The organism is Aquibium sp. ELW1220, assembly GCF_030398385.1.
Taxonomy (GTDB): Bacteria; Pseudomonadota; Alphaproteobacteria; order Rhizobiales; family Rhizobiaceae; genus Aquibium.
The window spans coordinates 24,086-45,042 of sequence record NZ_JAOAOQ010000022.1 but is presented as its reverse complement, the minus strand read 5'-3'; the positions used below and the strand labels follow the sequence as shown (position 1 = coordinate 45,042).

Below are 20,957 nucleotides of genomic sequence, written 5' to 3'. Positions count from 1 at the left end.
GAGGGAGGAGAACAATGGTCACCATGGCTGATGCCGTGCCGGCAGGGGCTGCCGCGTCGGCGACGGGCGCGGATTACGCGCTGGTCGGCGAAGGCCTGACGAAGGTCTTCGGCGGCTTCGCGGCCGTCAAGGACGTGGACCTCGCCGTGCGGCGGGGCTCCATCCACGCGCTCATCGGGCCGAACGGCGCCGGCAAGACGACCTGCTTCAATCTTCTGACCAAGACGCTGCAGCCGACCAAAGGTAAGATCCTGCTCAATGGCGAGGACATCTCCCGCCTGCGATCGGCCGAAGTGGCGCGCCGCGGCCTCGTCCGCTCGTTCCAGATTTCGGCGATCTTCCCGAACCTGACCGTGCTCGAAAACGTGCGCGTGGCGCTGCAGGCGCCCTACGGCACCGGCTACCATTTCTGGCGGTCGCTGCGCGCGGTGGCGCCGCTCAACCGGCGCGCCGAGGAACTGCTCGAGCAGGTGGGCATCGTCGAGAGCCGCGGCATCACCGCAGCCGAGCTGTCCTACGGCAAGAAGCGCGCCCTGGAGATCGCCACCACGCTGGCGCTGGAGCCGCAGGTCATGCTCCTCGACGAGCCGACCGCGGGCATGGGCCACGAGGACATCGAGCCGATCACCGATCTGATCCGGAAGGTGGCGGTGGGACGGACCGTGCTCCTCGTGGAGCACAATCTGTCCGTCGTCTCGACCCTGTGCGACCGCATCACGGTGCTGCAGCACGGCGAAGTGCTCGCGGAAGGAACCTACGACGAGGTCTCCAGCGACCAGCGCGTGATCGAGGCCTACATGGGAGGGGTGGATGAATAGCCTAGCGCAGACGGCCGGTCCGGCGAGCGGGACGGCAGGCGCGCCGCTGCTCGAGGTCAGGGACCTCCGTGCCTGGTATGCCGAATCCCGCGTCCTGCACGGCATCGGTTTCGAGGTCCGCGAAGGCGAACTCGTGACGCTCATCGGCCGCAACGGCGCGGGCAAGACGACGACCCTGCGGTCGATCGTCGGGCTCATGCAGAAGCGTACCGGCTCGATCCGCTTCGGCGGCGAGGAGACCATCTCGCGGCGGCCGTTCCAGATCGCTCGGCTCGGCATCGGCTATTGCCCCGAGGAGCGCGGCATCTTCGCCTCGCTCTCGGTGAAGGAAAACCTGTTCTTGCCGCCGGTCCTGCGTCCGGGCGGCCTGTCGGACGAGGCGCTCTACGAGACCTTTCCAAATCTCAAGGCCCGCGCCAACAGCCCCGGCACCAAGCTCTCGGGCGGCGAGCAGCAGATGCTGGCGATCGCCCGCATCCTGCGCACCGGCGCCAGGCTGCTCCTCCTCGACGAGCCGAGCGAGGGCCTCGCGCCGGTCGTCGTCAAGGAGATCGGCGAAATCATCAAGCGCCTCAAGACGCAGGGCTTCACGATCATCCTGGTCGAGCAGAACCTGAGTTTCGCCCGGCTCGTGGCCGACCGCCACGTCGTCGTCGAGAACGGCAACGTGGTCGACACGCTGACCAACGACGAACTCGCCGCCGACATGGGCCGCGTCAAATCCTACCTGGGGGTGTGAGCCGATGTTCGACGGAATCTCGACGCAACTGCTCATGGGGCAGGTCCTGATCGGGCTGATCAACGGCTCGTTCTACGCCATGCTCTCGATGGGCCTCGTCATCATCTTCGGCATGATGCACGTCATCAACTTCACCCATGGTGCGCAGTACATGCTCGGCGCCTTCGTCGCCTGGCTGCTGCTCAACCACCTCGGCATCGGCTACTGGCCGGCGCTGGTCATCGCCCCGGTGCTGGTCGCGATCTCGGGCATGTTCCTGGAGAGGGTCCTGCTGCGGCCGCTGGCCGGGCTCGATCACCTCTACAGCCTGCTCGCCACCTACGCCGTCGCGCTCATCGTCGAGGGCCTCGTGCGCTACCAGTACGGCTCGACCGGCCTGCCGTATCAGAACCCCATCCCCGGCGGCGTCAATCTCGGCTTCATGTTCATGCCCTACTACCGGCTCTGGGTGGTGGTCTTCTCCGTCGTCACCTGCCTCGGCACCTGGATCCTGATCGAGCACACCAAGCTCGGATCCTATCTCCGCGCCGCCAACGAGAAGCCGCAGCTGGTCCAGACCTTCGGCATCAACGTTCCGAAGATGATGACGCTGACCTACGGCTTCGGCGTCGGCCTCGCAGGTCTGTGCGGCGTGCTCGCCGCACCGATCTACCAGGTCTCCCCGTCGATGGGCTCGAGCCTGATGATCGTCGTCTTCGCGGTCGTGGTGATCGGCGGCATGGGCTCGATCATCGGCGCGGTTGCCACCGGCTACATGCTGGGCGTCGTCGAGGGACTGACCAAGGTGTTCTATCCGGAAGCCGCCAGCGTCGTCATTTTCCTGTTCATGACGGTCGCCCTCTACCTTCGGCCGGCCGGCATCTTCAGCGGCAAGGAGCAGAACTGATGATCCGTCTTCTCCTGATCGCCGCGGCGATCGCGCTGCTCGCCGTCGCGCCCTTCCATTTCTACACCGTCACCTTGATGACGATCATGTGCTTCGTCGTCTTCGCCTGCTCGTTCAACCTCCTGCTCGGCTATTCCGGGCTCCTGTGCTTCGGCCACGCCATGTTCTTCGGCGGTGCCGCCTACGTCACCGGCTACATCCTGAAGTCGACGCCGGTCTCGATCGAACTGGCGATCCTGGCGGGGGCCGCGGTCAGCGGCCTGCTCGGCCTGCTCATCGGCATGCTGACGATCCGCCGGCAGGGCATCCAGTTCGCCATGATCACGCTCGCCTTCTCGCAGTTCATCTATTTCATTCTGCTGCAGTCGCCGTTCACCGGCGGCGAGGACGGCATGCAGGCCATCCCGCGCAACCCGATGTTCGGTATTTTGGACGTTACCGACAACTTCACCTACTATTACGTCGTGATGGCCATCACGCTCGTCAGCGTCTTCGTCTACTACCGGGTGGTCCATTCGCCCTACGGCGAGATACTCAAGGCCGTGCGCGACAACCAGCCGCGCGTGGAATCGCTGGGCTTCGACCCGGAACGCATCAAGCTGCTCGCCTTCGTCATTTCGGCGACCATGGCGGGCGTGGCCGGCGGCATGAAGGCGACCGTCTACCAGTTCGCGACCCTCACCGATGCCTCCTGGCCGATCTCGGCCGAAGTCATCCTGATGACGCTGCTCGGCGGTCTCGGCACGCTGCTCGGACCGATCTTCGGCGCCGGCATCATCATCTGGCTCAACGACTATCTCGCCGGCTTCGGCGAGTGGGCGCTGATCAGCCAGGGCGTCATCCTGCTCGTCGTGATCGTCTTCTTCCGGCGCGGCTTCGTCGGCGAACTGTCGGCGCTGGCGACATTCCTCGCCAACCGCCGGAAGCCCGCCGCGAAGGCGGATGCGCCAAAGCCGGCCAGCGCCCACTGAGGCGCCCGCACGCGAGGCCCGGCCGGTTGCCGGCCGGGTCTGCTCAGAATTCGATGTCGATCGGCTGGTCGAAGGGATCGCTCGGCTGGACCGCCCGGGCCGCCCGCTGCAGCGCCGCCAGATAACGGTCCCGGTTCTGGCGGATGCGCTCTGCCGCGCCGCCGAGGCCGAGCACCACCGGCTGGTTCTGGATCGTGATCGGCAGGAGAACGCAGACCGTGCCGCCGCCGAGGAAGGGCACGTTCTCCGTCCAGCAATAGCCGGTCTGCCTGATCTCGCGCACCTTCTCCATCATGTCGGCGATCTTGACGCGCTCCGCGGGCTTCGGCGTCGCGATGTTGGCGCGGCGCACGATGTTGTCGATCTTGTCGTCGGGCATGGTGGACAGGAGCATCCAGCCGACCGCCGACTGCGTCAGCGGCCGCAGCGTGCCTTCGTCGACATGGAACCGCAGCGCATGCACCGACTGGATGATCTGGATGTACTGCAGATAGACGTCGTTGCGGATGCCGATCGACACCGTCTCGCCGGTCGCCGCATGCACGTCGCGCAGCGCGTCGAGCACGCGGCTGGTGCCGAACAGCGCGCGCGGAATCCAGTCTCCCAGCGACGTCACTTTGGGCGTGGGGAAGTAGAGACGGTCGCTGCGGTCGAAGTTCAGGTAGCCGAGCGTGACCAGCGTCTTCAGAAGAACGGTCGTGCTGGATTGCGGATAGCCCAGCGCCACCGCGATCTCCGACATCGCGCGGGGCTGCCTAACGCGCTTGAAATATTCGAGAATCTCGATCGCTCGGGTTGCCGACTTGACCTGCGAGTTCTGCATCGGACGGTCCCTGTGGCGAAGCGGAGATTCAGAGATGTGAAACTGCCCGCCACGTACGAGTTTGTCTGGTTCCGGCGCACTGCGCATGACAAGGTATCGCTCGTCAAGGCCGAACACGCCCTGGCGCCGGGAGGAGACGAGACGGACGCCCGCTGGGCAAAGTCCGCGACGGGAGGAGGATGAGCCATGAAGCTCGGTGTCTTTTACGAGCACCAGTTGCCGCAGCCGTGGGGCGAGGACGGCGAACTGAGGCTCTTCGACGAGGCGCTCGAACAGGTCGAGCTCGCCGATCGTCTGGGTTTCGACCACATGTGGGAGGTCGAGCACCATTTCCTCGAGGAGTATTCGCATTCTTCCGCGCCGGAAGTCTTCCTCGGCGCCGTGTCCCAGCGCACCCGCAACATCCGCATCGGCCACGGCATCTGCCTGTCGCCGCCGGCCTACAATCATCCCGCCAGGGTCGCCGAGCGGCTTGCCACCCTCGATCTCCTGTCGCGCGGCCGCGTCGAATGGGGAACGGGCGAGTCCGGCTCCCTGATCGAGATGCATGGCTTCGGCATCGAGCCGGAGCAGAAGACGGCCATGTGGCGCGAGGCCGTCGAGCAGACGGCCAACATGATGACCATGCGGCCCTATCCCGGCCACGAGGGCCAGTTCTTTTCCATGCCGGTGCGCAACGTCGTGCCGAAGCCGCTGCAGAAGCCGCATCCGCCGATCTGGATGGCCTGCTCGCGCCGCGAGAGCATCCTGCGCGCGGCCCGCAACGGCGTCGGCGCGCTGGTTTTCGGTTTCGTCGAGGCGTCCCAGGCCAAGCTGTGGCGCGACGAGTATTATGCGATCATCAAGTCGGACGAGTGCGTGCCGATCGGCCATTCGGTGAACGCCAACTTCGCGACGCTGAACGGGATGATGGTGCACCAGAACCACGGGGAGGCGATCCGTCGCGGCCTCGACGGCTTCCGCTTCTTCGGGTTCTCGATCGCCCACTATGCCGTCTACGGCGAGCATCGGCCCGGCGTCACCAATCTCTGGAACCGTTTCCAGGCGGTGAAGGACGAGATGCGCGAGACGCCCGGCTCGGGCTCGATCGGCACCCCGGCCAGCGTCCGCGAGCATCTGAAGAGCTATGCCGACGTCGGGGTCGACCAGATGATCTTCATCCAGCAGTCCGGGATGAACCGGCACGACCATATCTGCGAGGCGATGGAGCTCTTCGCCAGCGAGGTCATGCCGGCGCTGAAGGAGGGCGAGGACGAGCGTCTGCGGCGGAAGGACGAGGAACTCGCGCCCTTCATCGAGAAGGCGCTCGCCCGCAAGCCCAAGCTGGCGGCACTTCGGGCCGAAGACGTTCCCAACGTCGAGTCGATCGGAATCGTGATCGAGCGGCGGACGGGCAAGGACTACGCGAGCGCCGGCGGCACCTACGCCGATCCGACGCGCGGCGGCGCCATTCCGATGGCCTCGCGCGAGACTTTCGCCAGGGCAGCGAAGGTCGGTTGAATGGAACAGGACGTGCAGATGCGTGAAGGAACGACGATGGCGGGCAGGCTTGCGGGGCGCGTGGCGCTGGTGACGGGGGGCGGCCGCGGCATCGGCCGCGCGATTTCGGATGCCTTCGCCCGCGAGGGTGCCGCGGTCGGCGTCCTCGACCTCAAGCCCGAGATTGCCGGCGCAGCCGCCGACGAGATCAATGCCGCGGGCGGCCGGGCGATCCCGCTCGTCGCCAATGTCGCGCGGCGCGACGAGGTCTTCGCGGCGGCGGAACGGCTGCAGGGCGCCTTCGGACCGACGACCATCCTCGTCAACAACGCCATGTTCAACCGCTACGGCTCGCTTCTCGAACAGGACGAGAAGACCATCGGCCTGATGATCGACGTCGGCTTCAAGGGCGTGATCTGGGGCTACCAGGCGGTGGTGCCGCAGATGGAGAAGGCCGGCGGCGGCTCCATCATCAACATCGCCTCGCCGGCGGCGCTGATCGCGATGCGGCACGGCGTCATGTACAGCGCGGTAAAGGCCGCCGTGCAGGCGTCGACGCGCTCGGCCGCTGCCGAGTTCGGTCCGCTGAACATCCGCGTCAACGCCATCGCACCGGGTTCGACCCGCACCGACGGCGCCAATCTCGTCGTGGACGAGGCCGGCTGGGAACGGCGGCGCCAGAAGGTGCCGCTCGGCCGGCTCGGCGAGCCGGAGGACATCGCCAACGCCGCGGTCTTCCTGGCGGGCGCGGAATCCAGCTGGGTCAGCGGCGACATGATGCTCGTCGACGGCGCCATGACATTCGCATTCTCGTAATCCATCGCGGCAGGAGCCGCCGATGCAACCGTCTTCGACCGGAGGCATCCCTCCGGGGGGTTCGAAGATCAAAAGTGGAGGAAAAGGCATGAAGAAGCATACGTTGAGATACGCGGTGGCCGGGCTGTTGGCCTCGACCATCCTCGTCCCGTCGGCCTTTGCCGAGGGCATCTCGGGCGACGTGGTCAAGATCGGCGTCATGAACGACCAGTCCGGGCCCTATGCCGACAACGGCGGTCCGGGCACCGTCGAGGCGGCGCGCATGGCCATCGAGGACTTCGGCGGCGAGGTGAACGGCAAGAAGATCGAGCTGGTCATCGCCGACGACCAGAACAAGCCCGACATCGGCGCGGCGATCGCGCAGAAGTGGGTCGACGACGAAGGCGTCGACGCCATCGTCGGCGGTTCGGCCTCGTCGATCGCCATCGCGATCCAGGCCATGATGGCCGAGAAGAAGAAGCCCTACATGCTGGCCGGCACCGCGTCCTCGGGCCTCACCAACGACGCCTGCTCGCCGATGGGCACGCAGTGGGTTCTCGACACCTATTCGCTCGCCAAGGGCGTCATCAAGTCGATGATCGCGGCCGGGAACGAAACCTACTACTTCATCACCGTCGACTACACCTTCGGCAAGCAGTGGCAGGCCGACGCGACCAAGTTCATCGAGGATGCCGGCGGCAAGGTGCTGGGCTCGGTGCTGCATCCGCTCAACAGCAACGACTTCTCGTCCTACATCCTGCAGGCGCAGGCGAGCGGGGCGGACGTCATCGTGCTGGCGAATTCCGGTTCGGATTTCGCCAATGCCGTCAAGCAGTCGCAGGAATTCGGCATCCAGGACGGCGGCCAGCAGGTCGTCGCGCTCGGTCTGCAGATCAACCAGGTCCACGGCATCGGTCTCGAGGCCGTCAAGGGCATGTCGATCGTCACGCCCGGCTACTGGGACCTGAACGACGAGACCCGCGCATTCGCCGACCGCTTCAAGAAGCGCTTCCGCGACCGCATCCCCAACGAGACCATGTCGGGCACCTACAGCGCGATCACGCACTACCTGAAGGCCGTCAAGGAAACCGGCACGGACGAAGGCGAGGCGGTCGTGGCCAAGATGCACGAGATGCCGATCAACGACTTCCAGATGAAGGACGTCAAGATCCGCGCCGACGGCCAGGTGATGCGCCCGATGTACGCCGTCACCATCAAGAGCCCCGACGAGGTGAAGCAGCCCTACGACTACTACACCGTCACGTCGACGATCCCCGCTGAGGACGTGTGGCGGCCGGCAGCGGAGAGCACCTGCCCGCTGCTCAAGACCCAGTAAAGCCTCCCAAGGCTCCGGCGAAGGGGCATCTGCCCCTTCGCCACCCCCCGTTCTTCCAAGGCATTTTCATGAACCCGAAGTTCCACCTCGTCTCGCGGGACGCTGATCTGTTGGGCGAAAGCCCGGTCTGGGACGGTCGCGACCGGACCCTCTACTGGGTCGACGGCGTATCGCGGCTGATCCACGCCCATGATCTGGCCGCAGGCACGTTCCGCTCCTGGAAGACGCCTTCGATGGTCGGCTCCGTCGCGCTTGGCGCGGGCAGGACGCTGGTCGCGGGGCTCGCCGACGGCATCTACGAACTCGATCTCGACACGGGCGCGTTCAGCCCGATCTTCAAGCCGGAACCGGACCCCAAGGTCCGCTTCAACGATGGCAAGAACGACCGCTTCGGCCGTTTCCTGTGCGGCACGATGGGCGTGCACGCCGATCCTCTGGGCAAGCTCTGGCGCGTCGACCGCAACGGCAACTCCGAGGTCTTCGCCACCGGGATCCGGATCTTCAACGCGCTCTGCTTCAGCCCCGACGGCAGGACGATGTATTTTGCCGACAGCCTCGACCGGGCGATCAGGGCGTTCTCCTACGGCCCGGGCGACACGCCGGTCGGCGATCCGCGCCTGCTGGTCGACACCAACCCCTGGGATTCCGGTCCCGACGGCGCGACGGTCGATGCCGACGGCTGCATCTGGGTCTGTCTCGTCCAGGTCGGCAAGATCGCCCGCTTCACGCCGGCCGGCAAGCTTGACCGGCTGATCGACGCACCGACCGACATGCCCTCCTGTGTCGCTTTCGGCGGCGACGACCTGTCGACGCTCTACGTCACCTCGATCAAGGATTCCGGCTCCGGTCGCGCGATCTCGCGCCATCCGCAGGGCGGCTGCCTCTTTGCCATCGAGGGGCTCGGCGTGCGTGGCCTGCCCGAGACGCGCTTCGGCGCGTCGGTAGCCGAACCCGTCGCGAAGGCCTCCTGATGCTCGACCGCATGAACGCCCTTTCCGCTTTGCTCGCGCCGAATTCGATCGCCTTGGTCGGCGCCTCCGACGATGCCCAGCGCATCGGCGGCCGGCCCCTTCGCTATCTGCGCGAAGCCGGCTATCGCGGCGCGGTCTATCCGGTGAACCCGAAGCGCGACACGGTGCAGGGTCTGCGCGCCTATGCCTCCATCGCCGACCTGCCGGAAACCCCGGACGTCGCGATCCTCGCCGTTCCGGCTGCGGGAACGCTCGACGCGGTACGCGCCTGTGCCGACCGCAAGGTGAAGGCCGCGATCGTGTTTTCTGCCGGTTTCGCCGAGACCGACGAGGCGGGCCGGGCGATCCAGGACGAGATGGCGGCCATCGCACGCGAGAGCGGCATGCGCCTGCTAGGGCCGAACTGTCTCGGCGTCTTCAGCTCGGCGACCGGCTATTACGGCACGTTTTCGGCCATCCTCGACGGCGCCTTCATCGAGCCCGGTCCCGTCGGCGTCGTGTCGCAGAGCGGCGCCTATGGATCGCATATCGCCCATCTCGCGCGCCAGCGCGGCCTCGGCATCGGCCACTGGATCACCACCGGCAACGAATGCGACGTCGACGTCGCCGAAGCGCTGCGCTGGATGGTCGAGCAGCCGGACGTCAACGTCGTGATGGCCTACGCCGAAGGCATCCGCAATCGCGACGCCTTCGTCGAAGCGCTCGAAGTGGCGCGCGAGCGCGAGAAGGCGATCGTCTTCATGAAGGTCGGCCGCTCCGAGGTCGGCGCGCATGCGGTGAGCTCGCACACGGCAGCACTCGCGGGCTCCGATGCCATCTTCGACGCGGTGTTCCGCCAGTATGGCGTCTGGCGGGCCAAGACGACCGCCGAACAGCTCGACGTCGCCTATGCCTGCTCGCGCGGCATCTATCCGGCCGGCAACACGCTCGGCATCTTCACCCTGTCGGGCGGCTTCGGCATCCAGATGGCCGACGACGCCGAGGCCGCCGGCCTCGACGTCGCGCCGATGCCGGAGGAGGCGCAGGCCGAGCTCAAGGCCATGCTGCCCTACGCCTCGCCGCGCAATCCGGTCGACGCGACGGCGCAGGCGCTGACCGACCTGCCGCTGATGACCAGCTACATTGCCGCCATGCTGGAAAAGGGCGGCTACGACCTCTTCACCGGCATCTTCGGCAGCGGCCCGGCAAGCCCCACCTTCGCCGGCAGGCTGCGCGAGGTGCTGGAGACGGCGTCTGCCGCGTCGCGCGGCACCATCATGGCGCTTACCATGTCGGCACCGCCGGAAATCGTGCGCTCCTACGAGGAGAAGGGCTTTCTCGTCCACGAGGACGGCACGGCCATGATGAACGCGCTCGGCGCGCTCGTCCACTTCCGCCGCTCCTTCGACCGGGCGAAGGCCGCTGCCGAGCAGGGGCTACCCGCCGCGACGGTCGACATCGGCAGGAACGCGATCGGCGAGCACGAGGCCAAGCGCATCCTGGCGGCGGCCGGTATCCCGTTCCCGAAGGAAGCGCTGGTGCGGCCGGACGAGGATGCGGGAGCGGCGGCGGCGGCGATCGGTTTCCCGGTCGTCGTCAAGATCGCCTCGGCGGACATCGCCCACAAGACCGAGATCGGCGGCGTGATCGTCGGCCTGAAGGACGAGGCGGAGGTGCGTGCCGCCGCGGCCGAGATTCTGGCGAGGGCGGGCAAGCACCGTCCGGACGCACGGATCGACGGCCTGCTCGTCTCGCCGATGATCGCCGGCGGCGTCGAGGTGATCGCCGGGGTGACCAGCGATCCGGCCTTCGGGCCGGTGGTGATGTTCGGCCTCGGCGGCGTGTTCGTCGAGGTGCTGAAGGACGTGACCTTCCGCGCCGCTCCGTTCGGCGTGGCGGAGGCGCACCGGATGATCCGCGAGATTCGCGGCTTCGCGATGCTCGAAGGCGTGCGCGGCGGAGCGCCCGCCGACATCGAGGCGCTTGCACGGATGCTGTCGGATCTGTCGCGTTTCGCTGCCGCCAATGCGGCGGGCATCGAGAGCATCGATCTCAATCCGGTGCGGGTGCTGGAACGAGGCAAGGGGCTCGTCGCGCTCGATGCGCTGATCGTGCCGAAGGCCTGACGTGCTTGTTGGAGTAATGGGAATGAACGACGCGAAGCTCTTGGAACTCCTCGATCGCGAGGCGATCCGCGACTGCATCTACCGCTACTGCCGCGGCATCGACCGGGCCGACGAGGCGGCGCTGCGTTCCTCCTACTGGGAGGATGCCCACGACTGCCACGGCGCCTACAACGGATCGGCGGAAGGGTTCATCCGACATGCGGTCGAGGTGTTCCGGGCGGGACCGCGCAACGTGCATCAGGTCTCCAACATCCTGATCGAGTTCACGGGTCCGGACGTGGCGGTGGTCGAGAGCTATTTCAGCGCCTTGCAGCGAGGTCCCGACAGGGCGGGCGCGCTGCGGCAGTACCTGCTGGCAGGGCGCTACTGCGACCGCTTCGAGAAGCGGGGCGGGGAGTGGCGCGTCGCGGACCGCGTGGTCGCCTACGACTGGGTCGAGGAGCAGCAGCCGCCGGCCGAGGACGAGGCGGCTCGTTTCGGCCCGCGCCGGCCGATCGGCACGGCCTTTCCCGACGACGCCATCTACGCCGCGATCCGCGCGGCGGGGACCGCGCAGCCGAACCGATCGACCGAAGCTTGAAGGTGCCGCATGCAACCGGCTCTGCCCGATGAAACCTTCCGTCGGCCGGGCAGGGAACGGTTATCAGTGAGGGAGCAGGGATCCCATGCGCAGGACACGATCGCCGGACGGACACCTTTCGGAGGTCGTTCCGGTGCGCGGTGAGCGGGCGGCGCAGCCGACCGGCGCGCCTCTTCCGGCCGGAATCGGCGAGAGCGAATTCAAGATCGCCATGCGCCAGGTCGCCTGCTCGGTCGCCGTCATCACCTCGCGCGCGGGCAGCCACGTCAACGGGCTGACGGCCACGGCGGTGTGCTCGGTGTCGGCCAGTCCGCCGGTGATCCTTGTCTGCGTCAACAAGGGCGCTTCGGCCGAGGCCATCATTGCCGAGAGCGGCGTCTTCGCCGTCAACTTCCTGACGGAGGAGCAGCATCTCGTCGCCCGCCTGTTCTCCACCTCCAAGCTCAGCCCCGAGGAGCGTTTCGCCGAGGGCCGCTGGCAGCCGCAGGTGACCGGTGCGCCGGTGCTCGACGGCGCGCTGGCGAGCTTCGACTGCGTCGTCGAGAACTGCATCGCATCGGGCACCCACAACATCTACTTCGGCCGGGTGGTCGCGGCCGAGTCGCTCGACCAGGAAGGACTGATCTATCGCGACGGGTCGTTCCGTCGCCTCGCGCCCGTCACCTGACGTGCGCCGGCCGGGGAGGAACTGACATGATCGACACGGGCAGGATCGTCATCGTGACGGGCGCGGCGGGAGGCATCGGACGGTCGCTCGCCGGGCTCTTTGCCGAGGACGGCGACACGGTGGTCGCCGTCGACCTGCAGGGCTCGGACGTCGTCGCGCTGGCGCAGCAACTGGGCCCCCGCCACCTCGGGCTGGCCTGCGACGTCTCGTCGGAGGCCGACATCCTGGCGCTTTACGCCCGCATCGACGAGCGGTTCGGCCGGGTCGACGCGCTGGTCAACAATGCCGCGATGGGGCCGACCATGGCGGCGACCGTCGATACCGGGCTCGACGCCTTCCGCAAGGCCATCGCCGTCAACCTCGTCGGTCCCTTCGTGATGGCGCGCGAGGCGGTGCGGCGCATGAAGCCCGGCGGCGTCGTCGTCAACATCGCCTCGCTCGCGGGCGTGCTCGGCAATCCGCGCCGCAACGCCTATGCCGCGTCGAAGGCCGGGCTGATCTCGTTCACGAAGTCGCTCGCCTGCGAATGGGCCGCGCGCGGCATCCGGGTGAGCGCGGTGGCGCCGGGCTATGTCCGTACGCCGATGGTCGCCGAACTCGAGCGCACGGGAAAGGCGGATCTCGCCGCGGTGCGCAGGCGGGTGCCGGTCGGGCGCATGGGACGGCCAGACGAGATCGCCCATGCCGCCCGCTTCCTTGCTTCCGACCGCGCGCGCTACGTCACCGGCACCGTGCTGGCGGTCGACGGCGGCTGGGCCTCCTTCAACCAGCCGGGCGAGGCGCACCCGCCGGTCGACGGCACGCCGCCGGACGAGCTGGCGCGTCCCGACATGGCCGCGAGCGGGCGTGTCGTCGTGGTCACGGGGGCTGCCCGCGGCATCGGCGAGGCGATCGCGCGCGCCTTCGCCGCCAATGGCGACACGGTCGTCGTTGCCGACCGTGACGGGGAGGGCGCCCTGACGGTGGCGCGGTCGCTCGGCGAATCGCATGCCGGCTACGCGCTCGACGTCACCTCGGAAGACCAGGTGGTGGGCGTCTTCGCCGACATCGCCGCCCGCTTCGGCCGCATCGACCTGCTCGTCAACGACGCGGCCGTGGCCGACGGTTTCAAGCCGGCGCTCGACCAGGGGCCGGCCGACCTCGAAGCCGTACTCGACGTGAACCTGGCGGGAGCCTTCCTGTGCACCCGCGAGGCGCTCAGGGCGATGCGGCGCGGCTCGATGATCCTCAACATCGGCTCGATCAACACCTTCCTTCCCTTCGCGCCGCGCCACGCCTATGGCGCCTCGAAGGCGGCCATCGACATCCTCACCCGCTGCATGGCGGCCGAACTCGGCCCGCAGGGCATTCGCACGGCCACGGTCGCCCCCGGCTACATCCGCACGCCGGGTGTCGCGGCGCTGGAGACGGCCGGGCGGATCGACGCTGCCGCCATCCGGCGGCGCATCCCGATGGGCGACATGGGCCGTCCCGACGACGTCGCCGACGCCGTCCTGTTCATGGCCTCTCCGGCCGCGTCCTACGTCAACGGCTCCATTCTTTACGTCGACGGCGGCTGGACCGCCTTCGGCAATGCCGGCCCTGCCAGCAAACCGGCCGACGAAACCGACGGAGAGTGACCGGATGATCGTCGACCATTCACCCGCGACCGGTCTGCGCCTGCTCGAAGCCGACGATTTCAAGGGTTTCAAGCTGCGGCTCTCCGGCCATGCCGACACCCGGCCCGCGATCGACGGCGTCCGCTTCGTCGACGACGGCAACGTGCTGATCGGCATCGACCGCGTGCCGGCGCTGCCGGGCGCGCCGGACACAGCCGCATGGCACGAAGCCTATCGCGCGATGATCGCCTACGCCGCCGGCAAGGGTTGGGTCGATGCGGGGTCGAACGCCATCCGCGCCCATGTCGAGCGCTGGCCCTGAGGCGAGCGCCATCGGGCGGACCGACCTTCAATCAAGAAAACACCGAGGAAACATCATGGAATTCGGCACCTTCATCCTCGCCGCCCAACGCGGCTACCACCAGCCGTCGGACGTCGTGCTGAGGAACTCGATCGAACAGGCCATCACCTCCGAGAAGGCGGGCTTCGACACGGCCTGGTTCGCCGAGCACCACTTCAACAACTACAGCCTCGTGCCGTCGCCGCTGATGATGGTGTCGCATCTGGCCGGCGTCACCAGGACCATCCGGCTCGGCACCGCCGTCTGCGTCCTGCCGCTCTACCAGCCGCAGCGCCTGCTCTCGGAGATCGGTTTCGCCGACATCGTCTCCAACGGTCGCCTGGAACTCGGCGTCGGCTCGGGCTACCAGCAGTTCGAGTTCGAGCGCTTCGGCGTCGACGTCGACGAGGCGCCGGCAGTTTTTTCCGAATATCTCGACATCATCATGAAGGGTCTGAACCAGACGATCTTCGAGCACGACGGCACGCACATCAAGATCCCGCCGACGGCGATCTCGGTGCGTACCATCCAGAGGCCGACCCCGCCGATCTGGATCGCCGCAGGTTCCGCGCGCAGCATGGGCCGGGGCTACCGCGAGGGGCACAACCTCTTCGTCACCGCCCTGCACGGCGGGCTGGAGGCGATCGCCGGGTTGCGCCAGACGCTGGAGCAGGCCGCAGCCGCAGAGAAGAAGCAGGTCACCGACGTCAAGGTCGCGCTGCTGCGCTGCTGCTACGCCAGCGACGACGAGGCCGAGATCGACAGCTATCTGGAGAATGCGCGCTTCCAGCGCCGGCTCTCGGAGGCGCTGCACCAGCGCCGCCAGCAGAGCGAGGACGGCTACATGCTCAAGGAGACGCCGACCCAGAAGGACCTGTCCTTCGAGACCCTGCGACAGAACCTCCCGGTCGGCAGCGTCAACAGGGTCATCGACCGGCTGCTGGAGGAGATCGAGGTGCTGAAACCGGACCAGATCGCCGTCCAGACGCAGCTCGGCGACTTCGACCAGAAGACCATGCTGAAGCAGATCGAGACCTGGGGCGAGAAGATCATCCCCGCCGTCAACAAGGCGCTCGGGACCTCCGGGAAGCCGGCTGCGATCGCGGTCAGCGCCTGAGTCCCGGAGCGCGCATTGTCTGTTCCGGCGGCGTCGCGGGCTGCCGCCGAAGTGGGTTTCCCAGCTTCGGCGGCACCTGCTGCAGTCCGGTCCGGCGCCAGCCTGCCTCTTGTGTTTTTCGCCGGTTGCGGCTAAGCGCGCGGCAACCGCAACAGGCCGGCAACGGCCGTCCAGGGAAAGTGACATGGCAAAAGGTAAATTCGAGCGTAACAAGCCTCATGTGAACATCGGCACGATCGGTCACGTCGACCACGGCAAGACGTCCCTGACGGCGGCGATCACGAAGTACTTTGGCGAGTACAAGGCCTACGACCAGATCGACGCCGCTCCGGAGGAGAAGGCGCGGGGCATCACGATCTCGACGGCGCACGTGGAATACGAGACGGCGGCGCGCCACTACGCCCACGTCGACTGCCCGGGCCACGCCGACTACGTCAAGAACATGATCACGGGCGCCGCGCAGATGGACGGCGCGATCCTGGTGGTTTCGGCCGCCGACGGTCCGATGCCGCAGACGCGCGAGCACATCCTGCTCGCCCGCCAGGTCGGCGTGCCTTCGATCGTGGTGTTCCTGAACAAGGTCGATCTCGTCGACGATCCGGAGCTTCTCGAGCTGGTCGAGCTCGAGGTTCGCGAACTGCTGTCGATGTACGAGTTCCCGGGCGACGACATTCCGATCGTCGCCGGCTCGGCGGTCTGCGCGCTCGAGGACAAGCAGAAGGAGATCGGCGAGGACGCGGTTCGCAAGCTGATGGAGGCGGTCGACGCCTACATCCCGACGCCGGAGCGTCCGGTCGACCAGCCCTTCCTGATGCCGATCGAGGACGTGTTCTCGATCTCGGGCCGCGGCACGGTCGTGACGGGTCGCGTCGAGCGCGGCATCGTCAAGGTCGGCGAGACGGTCGAGATCGTGGGCATCCGCGCGACGACGTCGACGACGGTGACGGGCGTGGAGATGTTCCGCAAGCTGCTCGACCAGGGCCAGGCCGGCGACAACATCGGCGCGCTTCTGCGCGGCGTGGACCGCGAGGGCGTGGAGCGCGGCCAGGTGCTGTGCAAGCCGGGTTCGGTGAAGCCGCACACCAAGTTCAAGGCCGAGGTCTACATCCTGACCAAGGACGAGGGCGGCCGGCACACGCCGTTCTTCACCAACTACCGTCCGCAGTTCTACTTCCGCACGACCGACGTGACGGGCGTGGTGACGCTGCCGGAAGGCACGGAAATGGTGATGTCGGGCGACAACCTGGCCGTCGACGTCACGCTGATCGTGCCGATCGCCATGGAAGAGAAGCTGCGCTTCGCCATCCGTGAAGGCGGTCGCACCGTCGGCTCGGGCATCGTCGCCACCATCGTCGAGTGATCGGCGGGAGCCTCGTGCTCCATCAGCCGGAAAACGGAAGGGCGCCCATGAGGCGCCCTTTCTGCATCTGGTGGTCCGCGCCGTCCGGCGGCGGGGAGGGCGCCTGCGCCTCAGGCGGCTTGCCGACCGCCGACGGGATCGGCCCAGGCGTCGTAGGCATAGACCCAGTCGGCATTGCCCCCCTGGCGCAGCCAGTCATTGGCGAGCGAGCCCTGCTGGACGCGCGCGGTCCGCTCGCGACGGGCCGCCTCGTAGGCGGCGAGCGCGGAGCGCACGTCCGGATTGGCGTCGATCGCGCGGGCCAGCACCACGCCGTCCTCGATCGCCATGCAGGCGCCCTGCGCCATGAAGGGCACCATGGGATGGGCCGCGTCGCCCAGCACCGTCACGCGTCCCTTCGACCATTGCGGCATCGGATCGCGCACGTGCAGCGCCGACCGGGTCACGGCGTCGCAGGCGTCCAGAAGCGCCCGAGCGTTCGGGTGGAAGTCGGCATAGGCCGCGCGCAGTTCCGCGACATCGCCGGGCAGGGTCCAGCCTTCCTCGCTCCAGCCGTCGAGCGGCGTGGTGGCGAAGACGAAGATCTCCGCGCCCCGGCGCAGCGGGAAGCTGACGATCTGGCGATCGGCCGTCTGCCCCCACCACTTCGTGAAGCTGTCGAGGTCGGGAATGCCGGCCAGCCGTTCGCGCGGCACGGTGCCGCGCCACGAGACGAGCCCGGTGAAGCGCGGATGGTCCGGTCCGAACAGCGCCGCACGCACCGCCGAATGGATCCCGTCGGCGCCGATGACGAGATCGCCCTCGACGCGACTCCCGTCGGCGAGCACGAGCGCGGCGTTGTCATCTCCCTGCTCGATCCCGGCGGCCCGGGCGCCGAGCCTTATCGTCCCGGGCGCGAGTGCGCCGCGCAGCGCGTCGAGCAGGTCGGCGCGATGGATGGTGAGCTGCGGGGCACCGTACTTCGCCTCGGCGGCGGCCGACATCGGCAGGCGCGACGTCTCCTCGCCGCTGTCGCCGGTGCGGCTGATCCGGAACTCCGGCCGCGCCGCGGTCTCTTCCAGCGCCGGCCGGATGCCGAGGCCGTCGAGTGCGTGGACGGCGTTGGGGGGCAGGTTGACGTCGGCGCCGATCTGGCCGTAGGCGCCGGCCTGTTCGCAGATGGTGACGGAATGCCCGGCCTTCTGGAGCGCCAGCGCCGCCGTCATGCCGCCAACGCCTCCTCCCGCAATGACGAACCTCATGGCAAGCCCCCTTCCATCGAGCGATGATCAAATATGAACGAAGTGTTCAAAGCAGATTAGGTGTCGCGGCCGGGGCTGTCAATCGCGCGCTCGCCGGCCTCTCCGGCGCGTCCGTCGAAGCGGTCACGAACCTTCTTGACAGGCTCGCGTCGCTGCCTCATCATAATATGAACAGATCGTTCATATGTGAACACACATAGCGAGAGTCGCCATGGATGCCTTCAAGGACCGCCTGTCACAACGCGCCCGCGATACCAGCCGACCGGCGCTGGCACATCAGTCCCGCGGACGGGCGCTGACGCAGGCCGAAGCGGGCTTCGCCGCCGCGCTGATGGACATCTACCGGACCGGAACGCATGATTTCGGCGCCGTCGCGGCCGAACTGTCGCGGCGTGCGGTCGCAGCGCCGCGCTCCGGGTCTGCCGACTGGTCCGTCGCGCTCCTCGAGGCCGAGCTGTCCGGCATCAATGCCGAACTCGACGCGGCCTATGCGGAGCATGGCTATGGCGCTTGAGTACCGCGGCGTCAGCAAGGACTTTGTCACCAATCCCGACAATCCGCTGACCGCCGTACGCGACATCAATTTCCGGGTCGAGGAAGGCGAGTTCGTCTCCATCGTCGGCCCGTCCGGCTGCGGCAAGTCGACCATCCTGTCGATGACCGCCGGGCTCTACCAGCCGACCCGCGGCGAGGTCTTCGTCAGTGACGAGCGCGTCGTTGGCCCCAACGCCCATGTCGGCTTCATGCTGCAGAAGGATCTGCTCCTGCCCTGGCGCAGCATCGTCTCCAACATCGAGTTCGGGCTGGAGGCGAGGGGCGTCGGCAAGGCAGCGCGGCGCGAACGCGCGATGAAGGAACTGCGCCACTGCCACCTCGATGGCTTCGAGAACCATTTTCCCTACCAGCTCTCCGGCGGCATGCGCCAGCGCGCGGCACTCGCCCGGACGCTGGCGATCGATCCCGAGATCATCCTGCTCGACGAGCCCTTCTCGGCGCTCGATGCGCAGACGAAGCTTCTGCTGCAGAACTCCTTCGGCGGCACCATCGCGGCGGCGGGCAAGACCACGCTGCTCATCACCCACGACCTTGCCGAGGCCGTGCTGATGTCCGACCGCATCCTCGTCCTTTCGGAACGGCCGGGCACGATCGTCGCCGAGATCAGGATCGACCTGCCGCATCGCGACCAGCCGCTGAAGCGGCGCGTGCTGCCGGAAGTGAGCCGATACGCCGCCGAACTCTTCGGGCACCTGAAGCTCGAGGAGAAGGCGCTGTGACCACCAGAAACGTCAACGAGACCAGGGGAACTTCATGAGACACTATCTGCGCAATGCCGTCGCCGCCATGGCGATCGCCTTCTCGGCCACCGCCGCCTTCGCCGACGAGGCGGTGACCTATCTCTTCCCGGCGCCCGACTTCCTGCCGGCCTTCGCGCCGTTCCAGCTCGCCAAGGGCAAGGGCTACTTCAAGGAAGCCGGCCTCGACGTCACCTTCCAGGTCGGCAAGGGCGGCGCCGACGTGGCGACGCAGGTCGCCGTCGGCAATGCCGACATGGGCGGCGGCATCGGCGACACGCCGATCATCGTTCGCGCCAACGGCCTCGACATCCGCGGCGTGGCGCTGCTCGGCGGCCGCGGCCTGACCCAGATCGCCTGGCGCAAGGACCGCGGCATCACCGGTCCAAAGGACCTCGCCGGCAAGAAGATCGGCGTGCTGGCCTTCCAGGACACCACCTACTACAACCTGCTCGGCGTGCTGGCTTCCGAAAGCCTGTCGAAGGGCGACGCCGACATCCAGGCGGTCGGCCCCGGCGGCATCATCCAGCTGATGATCTCGGGCGATCTCGACGCCATGTCCGGCGTGCCGGAATGGATCGCAGCCATCCGCGCGGCCGGCGTCGAACTCGACGAGATGCCCGTCGATACCGTGTTCCCCGCCATGGCGCAGGCGATCATCGCCTCCGACAAGACCATCGCCGAGCGTCCTGAGATGGTGAAGGGCTTCGTCGGCGCCGTCATGAAGGGTATCAACGACATCACCACCGATCCGGCCAAGGCCGCTGCCGACTATGTCAGCTTCATGCCGCAGCACGCCGGCAAGGAGGCCCAGATCGAAGGCATCATGCGCGCCTATGCCAAGCTGGTCTATCCGCAGGGCGAGAACCAGCCGCTCGGCTCCTTCGACCCCGAGCGCATCGCCAAGGTGCAGAAGTTCTACGTCGACAACGGCATCGTCCAGACCGCCGTGCCCGTCGAAGATCTCTACACCAACGAGTTCATCCAGTAATGACTGTCGCTGCTCAGCAGGCCGGGACCCGCGTCCCGGCCGGCGTGAAGCCCCGCCGGAGCTTCTCGCTTGCCCGCCACGGCACTCTGCTTGCGAGCCTCGGCATCCTTGCGGGCTTCCTCCTGCTTTGGGAGTTCCTGCCGCCGGCGCTCGACGTGCCGAAGTTCATCATCCCGACGGTCTCAGACTGTCTCGTCGAACTGAAGCGCATGTGGTTCCAGGAGCGGCTGTTCAGCCACACGATGTCGACGGCGTTCTACACCGTGCTGGGCTTTGCCATCGGCAGCGCGCTCGGCGCGGTGATGGGTTACCTGCTCGGCATGTCGGCCTTCTGGGAGAAGGTGCTGTCGCCCTATATCCTGGCGCTGCAGATCGCGCCGAAGGTCGCCTTCGCGCCGCTGTTCATCATGTGGTTCGGCTACAACGCCATGCCCAAGCTGCTGGTCACCGTGCTGATCGTCTTCTTCCCGGTGATGGTGAACGTGCTGCAGGCCATGCGCACGGTCGACCGCGACCTCGTCAACCTCGCGCGCGCCTACAAGCTGTCGCGCTGGGGCATCTTCCGCAAGATCGAGATGCCGTCGACGCTGCCCAACCTGATGGCCGGCCTGCGCATCGCCTCGACGCTCGCCGTCATCGGCGTGACGGTGGGCGAACTGGTCGGCGGCAACACCGGCCTCGGCTTCCTGATCTCCTATGGCGGCGGACAGGCCAACGCGGCGATGGTCTTCAACGCCATCCTGTTCCTGACGCTGATCGGGATCGTCCTCTATACGGTGCTCGCCCGCGTTGAGGAGAAGATCCTGCACTATCTCCCCAAAGCAGAACACTGAGCGGCCAATCCAGGA

At 67.4% G+C, this 20,957-nt stretch carries 21 protein-coding genes; 19 read left to right on the top strand and 2 right to left on the bottom strand.

All coding sequences use genetic code 11. The annotated features are described in order from the left end of the window. Positions 1-14 precede the first annotated feature (14 nt). From N1F91_RS19075 to N1F91_RS19060, 4 genes are read left to right on the top strand one after another with little or no spacing between them, the layout of a single operon-like run. On the top strand, positions 15-818 hold the full coding sequence (locus tag N1F91_RS19075) for an ABC transporter ATP-binding protein (protein ID WP_289994641.1): 804 nt from the start codon (positions 15-17) through the stop codon (positions 816-818). Beyond that, on the top strand, positions 811-1,557 hold the full coding sequence (locus N1F91_RS19070; RefSeq protein ID WP_289994640.1) for an ABC transporter ATP-binding protein: 747 nt from the start codon (positions 811-813) through the stop codon (positions 1,555-1,557). Before N1F91_RS19075 ends, N1F91_RS19070 begins: the two co-directional genes overlap by 8 nt. 4 nt (positions 1,558-1,561) lie before the next feature. Continuing rightward, the gene (locus N1F91_RS19065) at positions 1,562-2,443 is read left to right on the top strand and encodes a branched-chain amino acid ABC transporter permease (RefSeq protein WP_289994639.1); all 882 of its coding nucleotides are present in this window, start codon (positions 1,562-1,564) and stop codon (positions 2,441-2,443) included. After that, the gene (locus N1F91_RS19060; RefSeq protein ID WP_289994637.1) at positions 2,443-3,414 is read left to right on the top strand and encodes a branched-chain amino acid ABC transporter permease; all 972 of its coding nucleotides are present in this window, start codon (positions 2,443-2,445) and stop codon (positions 3,412-3,414) included. Before N1F91_RS19065 ends, N1F91_RS19060 begins: the two co-directional genes overlap by 1 nt. Before the next feature lie 43 nt (positions 3,415-3,457). Here the strand turns inward: N1F91_RS19060 and N1F91_RS19055 are convergent, their stop codons facing one another. Next, entirely contained in the window at positions 3,458-4,237 is a 780-nt protein-coding gene (locus tag N1F91_RS19055) for a helix-turn-helix domain-containing protein (protein WP_289994635.1), read from the bottom strand. A 186-nt stretch (positions 4,238-4,423) separates the two neighbouring features. Between N1F91_RS19055 and N1F91_RS19050 the strand changes: the two genes are divergently transcribed. The 11 genes from N1F91_RS19050 to tuf all read left to right on the top strand — a co-directional run bounded on the left by N1F91_RS19050 (position 4,424) and on the right by tuf (position 16,585). Next, on the top strand, positions 4,424-5,737 hold the full coding sequence (locus N1F91_RS19050) for an LLM class flavin-dependent oxidoreductase (RefSeq protein WP_289994633.1): 1,314 nt from the start codon (positions 4,424-4,426) through the stop codon (positions 5,735-5,737). 18 nt (positions 5,738-5,755) lie between these two features. After that, positions 5,756-6,532, top strand: a complete 777-nt coding sequence (locus N1F91_RS19045; RefSeq protein ID WP_289994630.1) for a glucose 1-dehydrogenase — start codon at positions 5,756-5,758, stop codon at positions 6,530-6,532. A gap of 88 nt (positions 6,533-6,620) precedes the next feature. Then, a complete protein-coding gene (locus N1F91_RS19040) occupies positions 6,621-7,847 on the top strand; it encodes an ABC transporter substrate-binding protein (RefSeq protein ID WP_289994629.1) in 1,227 nt (408 codons plus the stop codon). 68 nt (positions 7,848-7,915) lie between these two features. Beyond that, positions 7,916-8,818 carry an SMP-30/gluconolactonase/LRE family protein gene (locus N1F91_RS19035; protein ID WP_289994628.1) on the top strand — a complete coding sequence of 301 codons (903 nt, stop codon included), beginning with the start codon at positions 7,916-7,918 and terminating at the stop codon, positions 8,816-8,818. Further along, positions 8,818-10,923 (top strand): acetate--CoA ligase family protein, encoded by a 2,106-nt coding sequence (locus tag N1F91_RS19030; protein ID WP_289994627.1) that lies wholly within the window; start codon positions 8,818-8,820, stop codon positions 10,921-10,923. Before N1F91_RS19035 ends, N1F91_RS19030 begins: the two co-directional genes overlap by 1 nt. A gap of 22 nt (positions 10,924-10,945) precedes the next feature. Continuing rightward, positions 10,946-11,503: a nuclear transport factor 2 family protein gene (locus N1F91_RS19025; RefSeq protein WP_289994626.1), complete on the top strand. Its 558-nt coding sequence runs from the start codon at positions 10,946-10,948 to the stop codon at positions 11,501-11,503. A gap of 85 nt (positions 11,504-11,588) precedes the next feature. After that, positions 11,589-12,170 carry a flavin reductase family protein gene (locus N1F91_RS19020; protein WP_289994625.1) on the top strand — a complete coding sequence of 194 codons (582 nt, stop codon included), beginning with the start codon at positions 11,589-11,591 and terminating at the stop codon, positions 12,168-12,170. 26 nt (positions 12,171-12,196) lie between these two features. Then, entirely contained in the window at positions 12,197-13,789 is a 1,593-nt protein-coding gene (locus tag N1F91_RS19015) for an SDR family oxidoreductase (protein WP_289994624.1), read from the top strand. Positions 13,790-13,793: 4 nt separating this feature from the next. Beyond that, on the top strand, positions 13,794-14,090 hold the full coding sequence (locus N1F91_RS19010) for a hypothetical protein (protein ID WP_289994623.1): 297 nt from the start codon (positions 13,794-13,796) through the stop codon (positions 14,088-14,090). A 55-nt stretch (positions 14,091-14,145) separates the two neighbouring features. After that, positions 14,146-15,225: an LLM class flavin-dependent oxidoreductase gene (locus N1F91_RS19005; protein ID WP_289994622.1), complete on the top strand. Its 1,080-nt coding sequence runs from the start codon at positions 14,146-14,148 to the stop codon at positions 15,223-15,225. Positions 15,226-15,409: 184 nt separating this feature from the next. Then, positions 15,410-16,585, top strand: coding sequence for an elongation factor Tu (tuf, locus tag N1F91_RS19000; RefSeq protein ID WP_289994621.1), 1,176 nt, complete (start codon positions 15,410-15,412; stop codon positions 16,583-16,585). Between the two features lie 110 nt (positions 16,586-16,695). Here the strand turns inward: tuf and N1F91_RS18995 are convergent, their stop codons facing one another. Continuing rightward, positions 16,696-17,826, bottom strand: a complete 1,131-nt coding sequence (locus N1F91_RS18995; RefSeq protein WP_289994619.1) for an FAD-dependent monooxygenase — start codon at positions 17,824-17,826, stop codon at positions 16,696-16,698. 211 nt (positions 17,827-18,037) lie between these two features. Between N1F91_RS18995 and N1F91_RS18990 the strand changes: the two genes are divergently transcribed. Genes N1F91_RS18990 through N1F91_RS18975 form a run of 4 tightly spaced genes read left to right on the top strand, consistent with a single transcriptional unit; the run spans position 18,038 to position 20,942 of the window. Beyond that, positions 18,038-18,340, top strand: a complete 303-nt coding sequence (locus N1F91_RS18990; protein WP_289994618.1) for a recombinase-like helix-turn-helix domain-containing protein — start codon at positions 18,038-18,040, stop codon at positions 18,338-18,340. Then, a complete protein-coding gene (locus N1F91_RS18985) occupies positions 18,330-19,100 on the top strand; it encodes an ABC transporter ATP-binding protein (RefSeq protein ID WP_289994616.1) in 771 nt (256 codons plus the stop codon). Before N1F91_RS18990 ends, N1F91_RS18985 begins: the two co-directional genes overlap by 11 nt. A gap of 34 nt (positions 19,101-19,134) precedes the next feature. Next, on the top strand, positions 19,135-20,109 hold the full coding sequence (locus tag N1F91_RS18980) for an ABC transporter substrate-binding protein (protein ID WP_289994615.1): 975 nt from the start codon (positions 19,135-19,137) through the stop codon (positions 20,107-20,109). Then, positions 20,109-20,942 (top strand): ABC transporter permease, encoded by an 834-nt coding sequence (locus tag N1F91_RS18975; RefSeq protein ID WP_289994614.1) that lies wholly within the window; start codon positions 20,109-20,111, stop codon positions 20,940-20,942. The genes N1F91_RS18980 and N1F91_RS18975 overlap by 1 nt, the downstream gene beginning before the upstream one ends. The last annotated feature ends 15 nt before the right edge of the window (positions 20,943-20,957 follow it).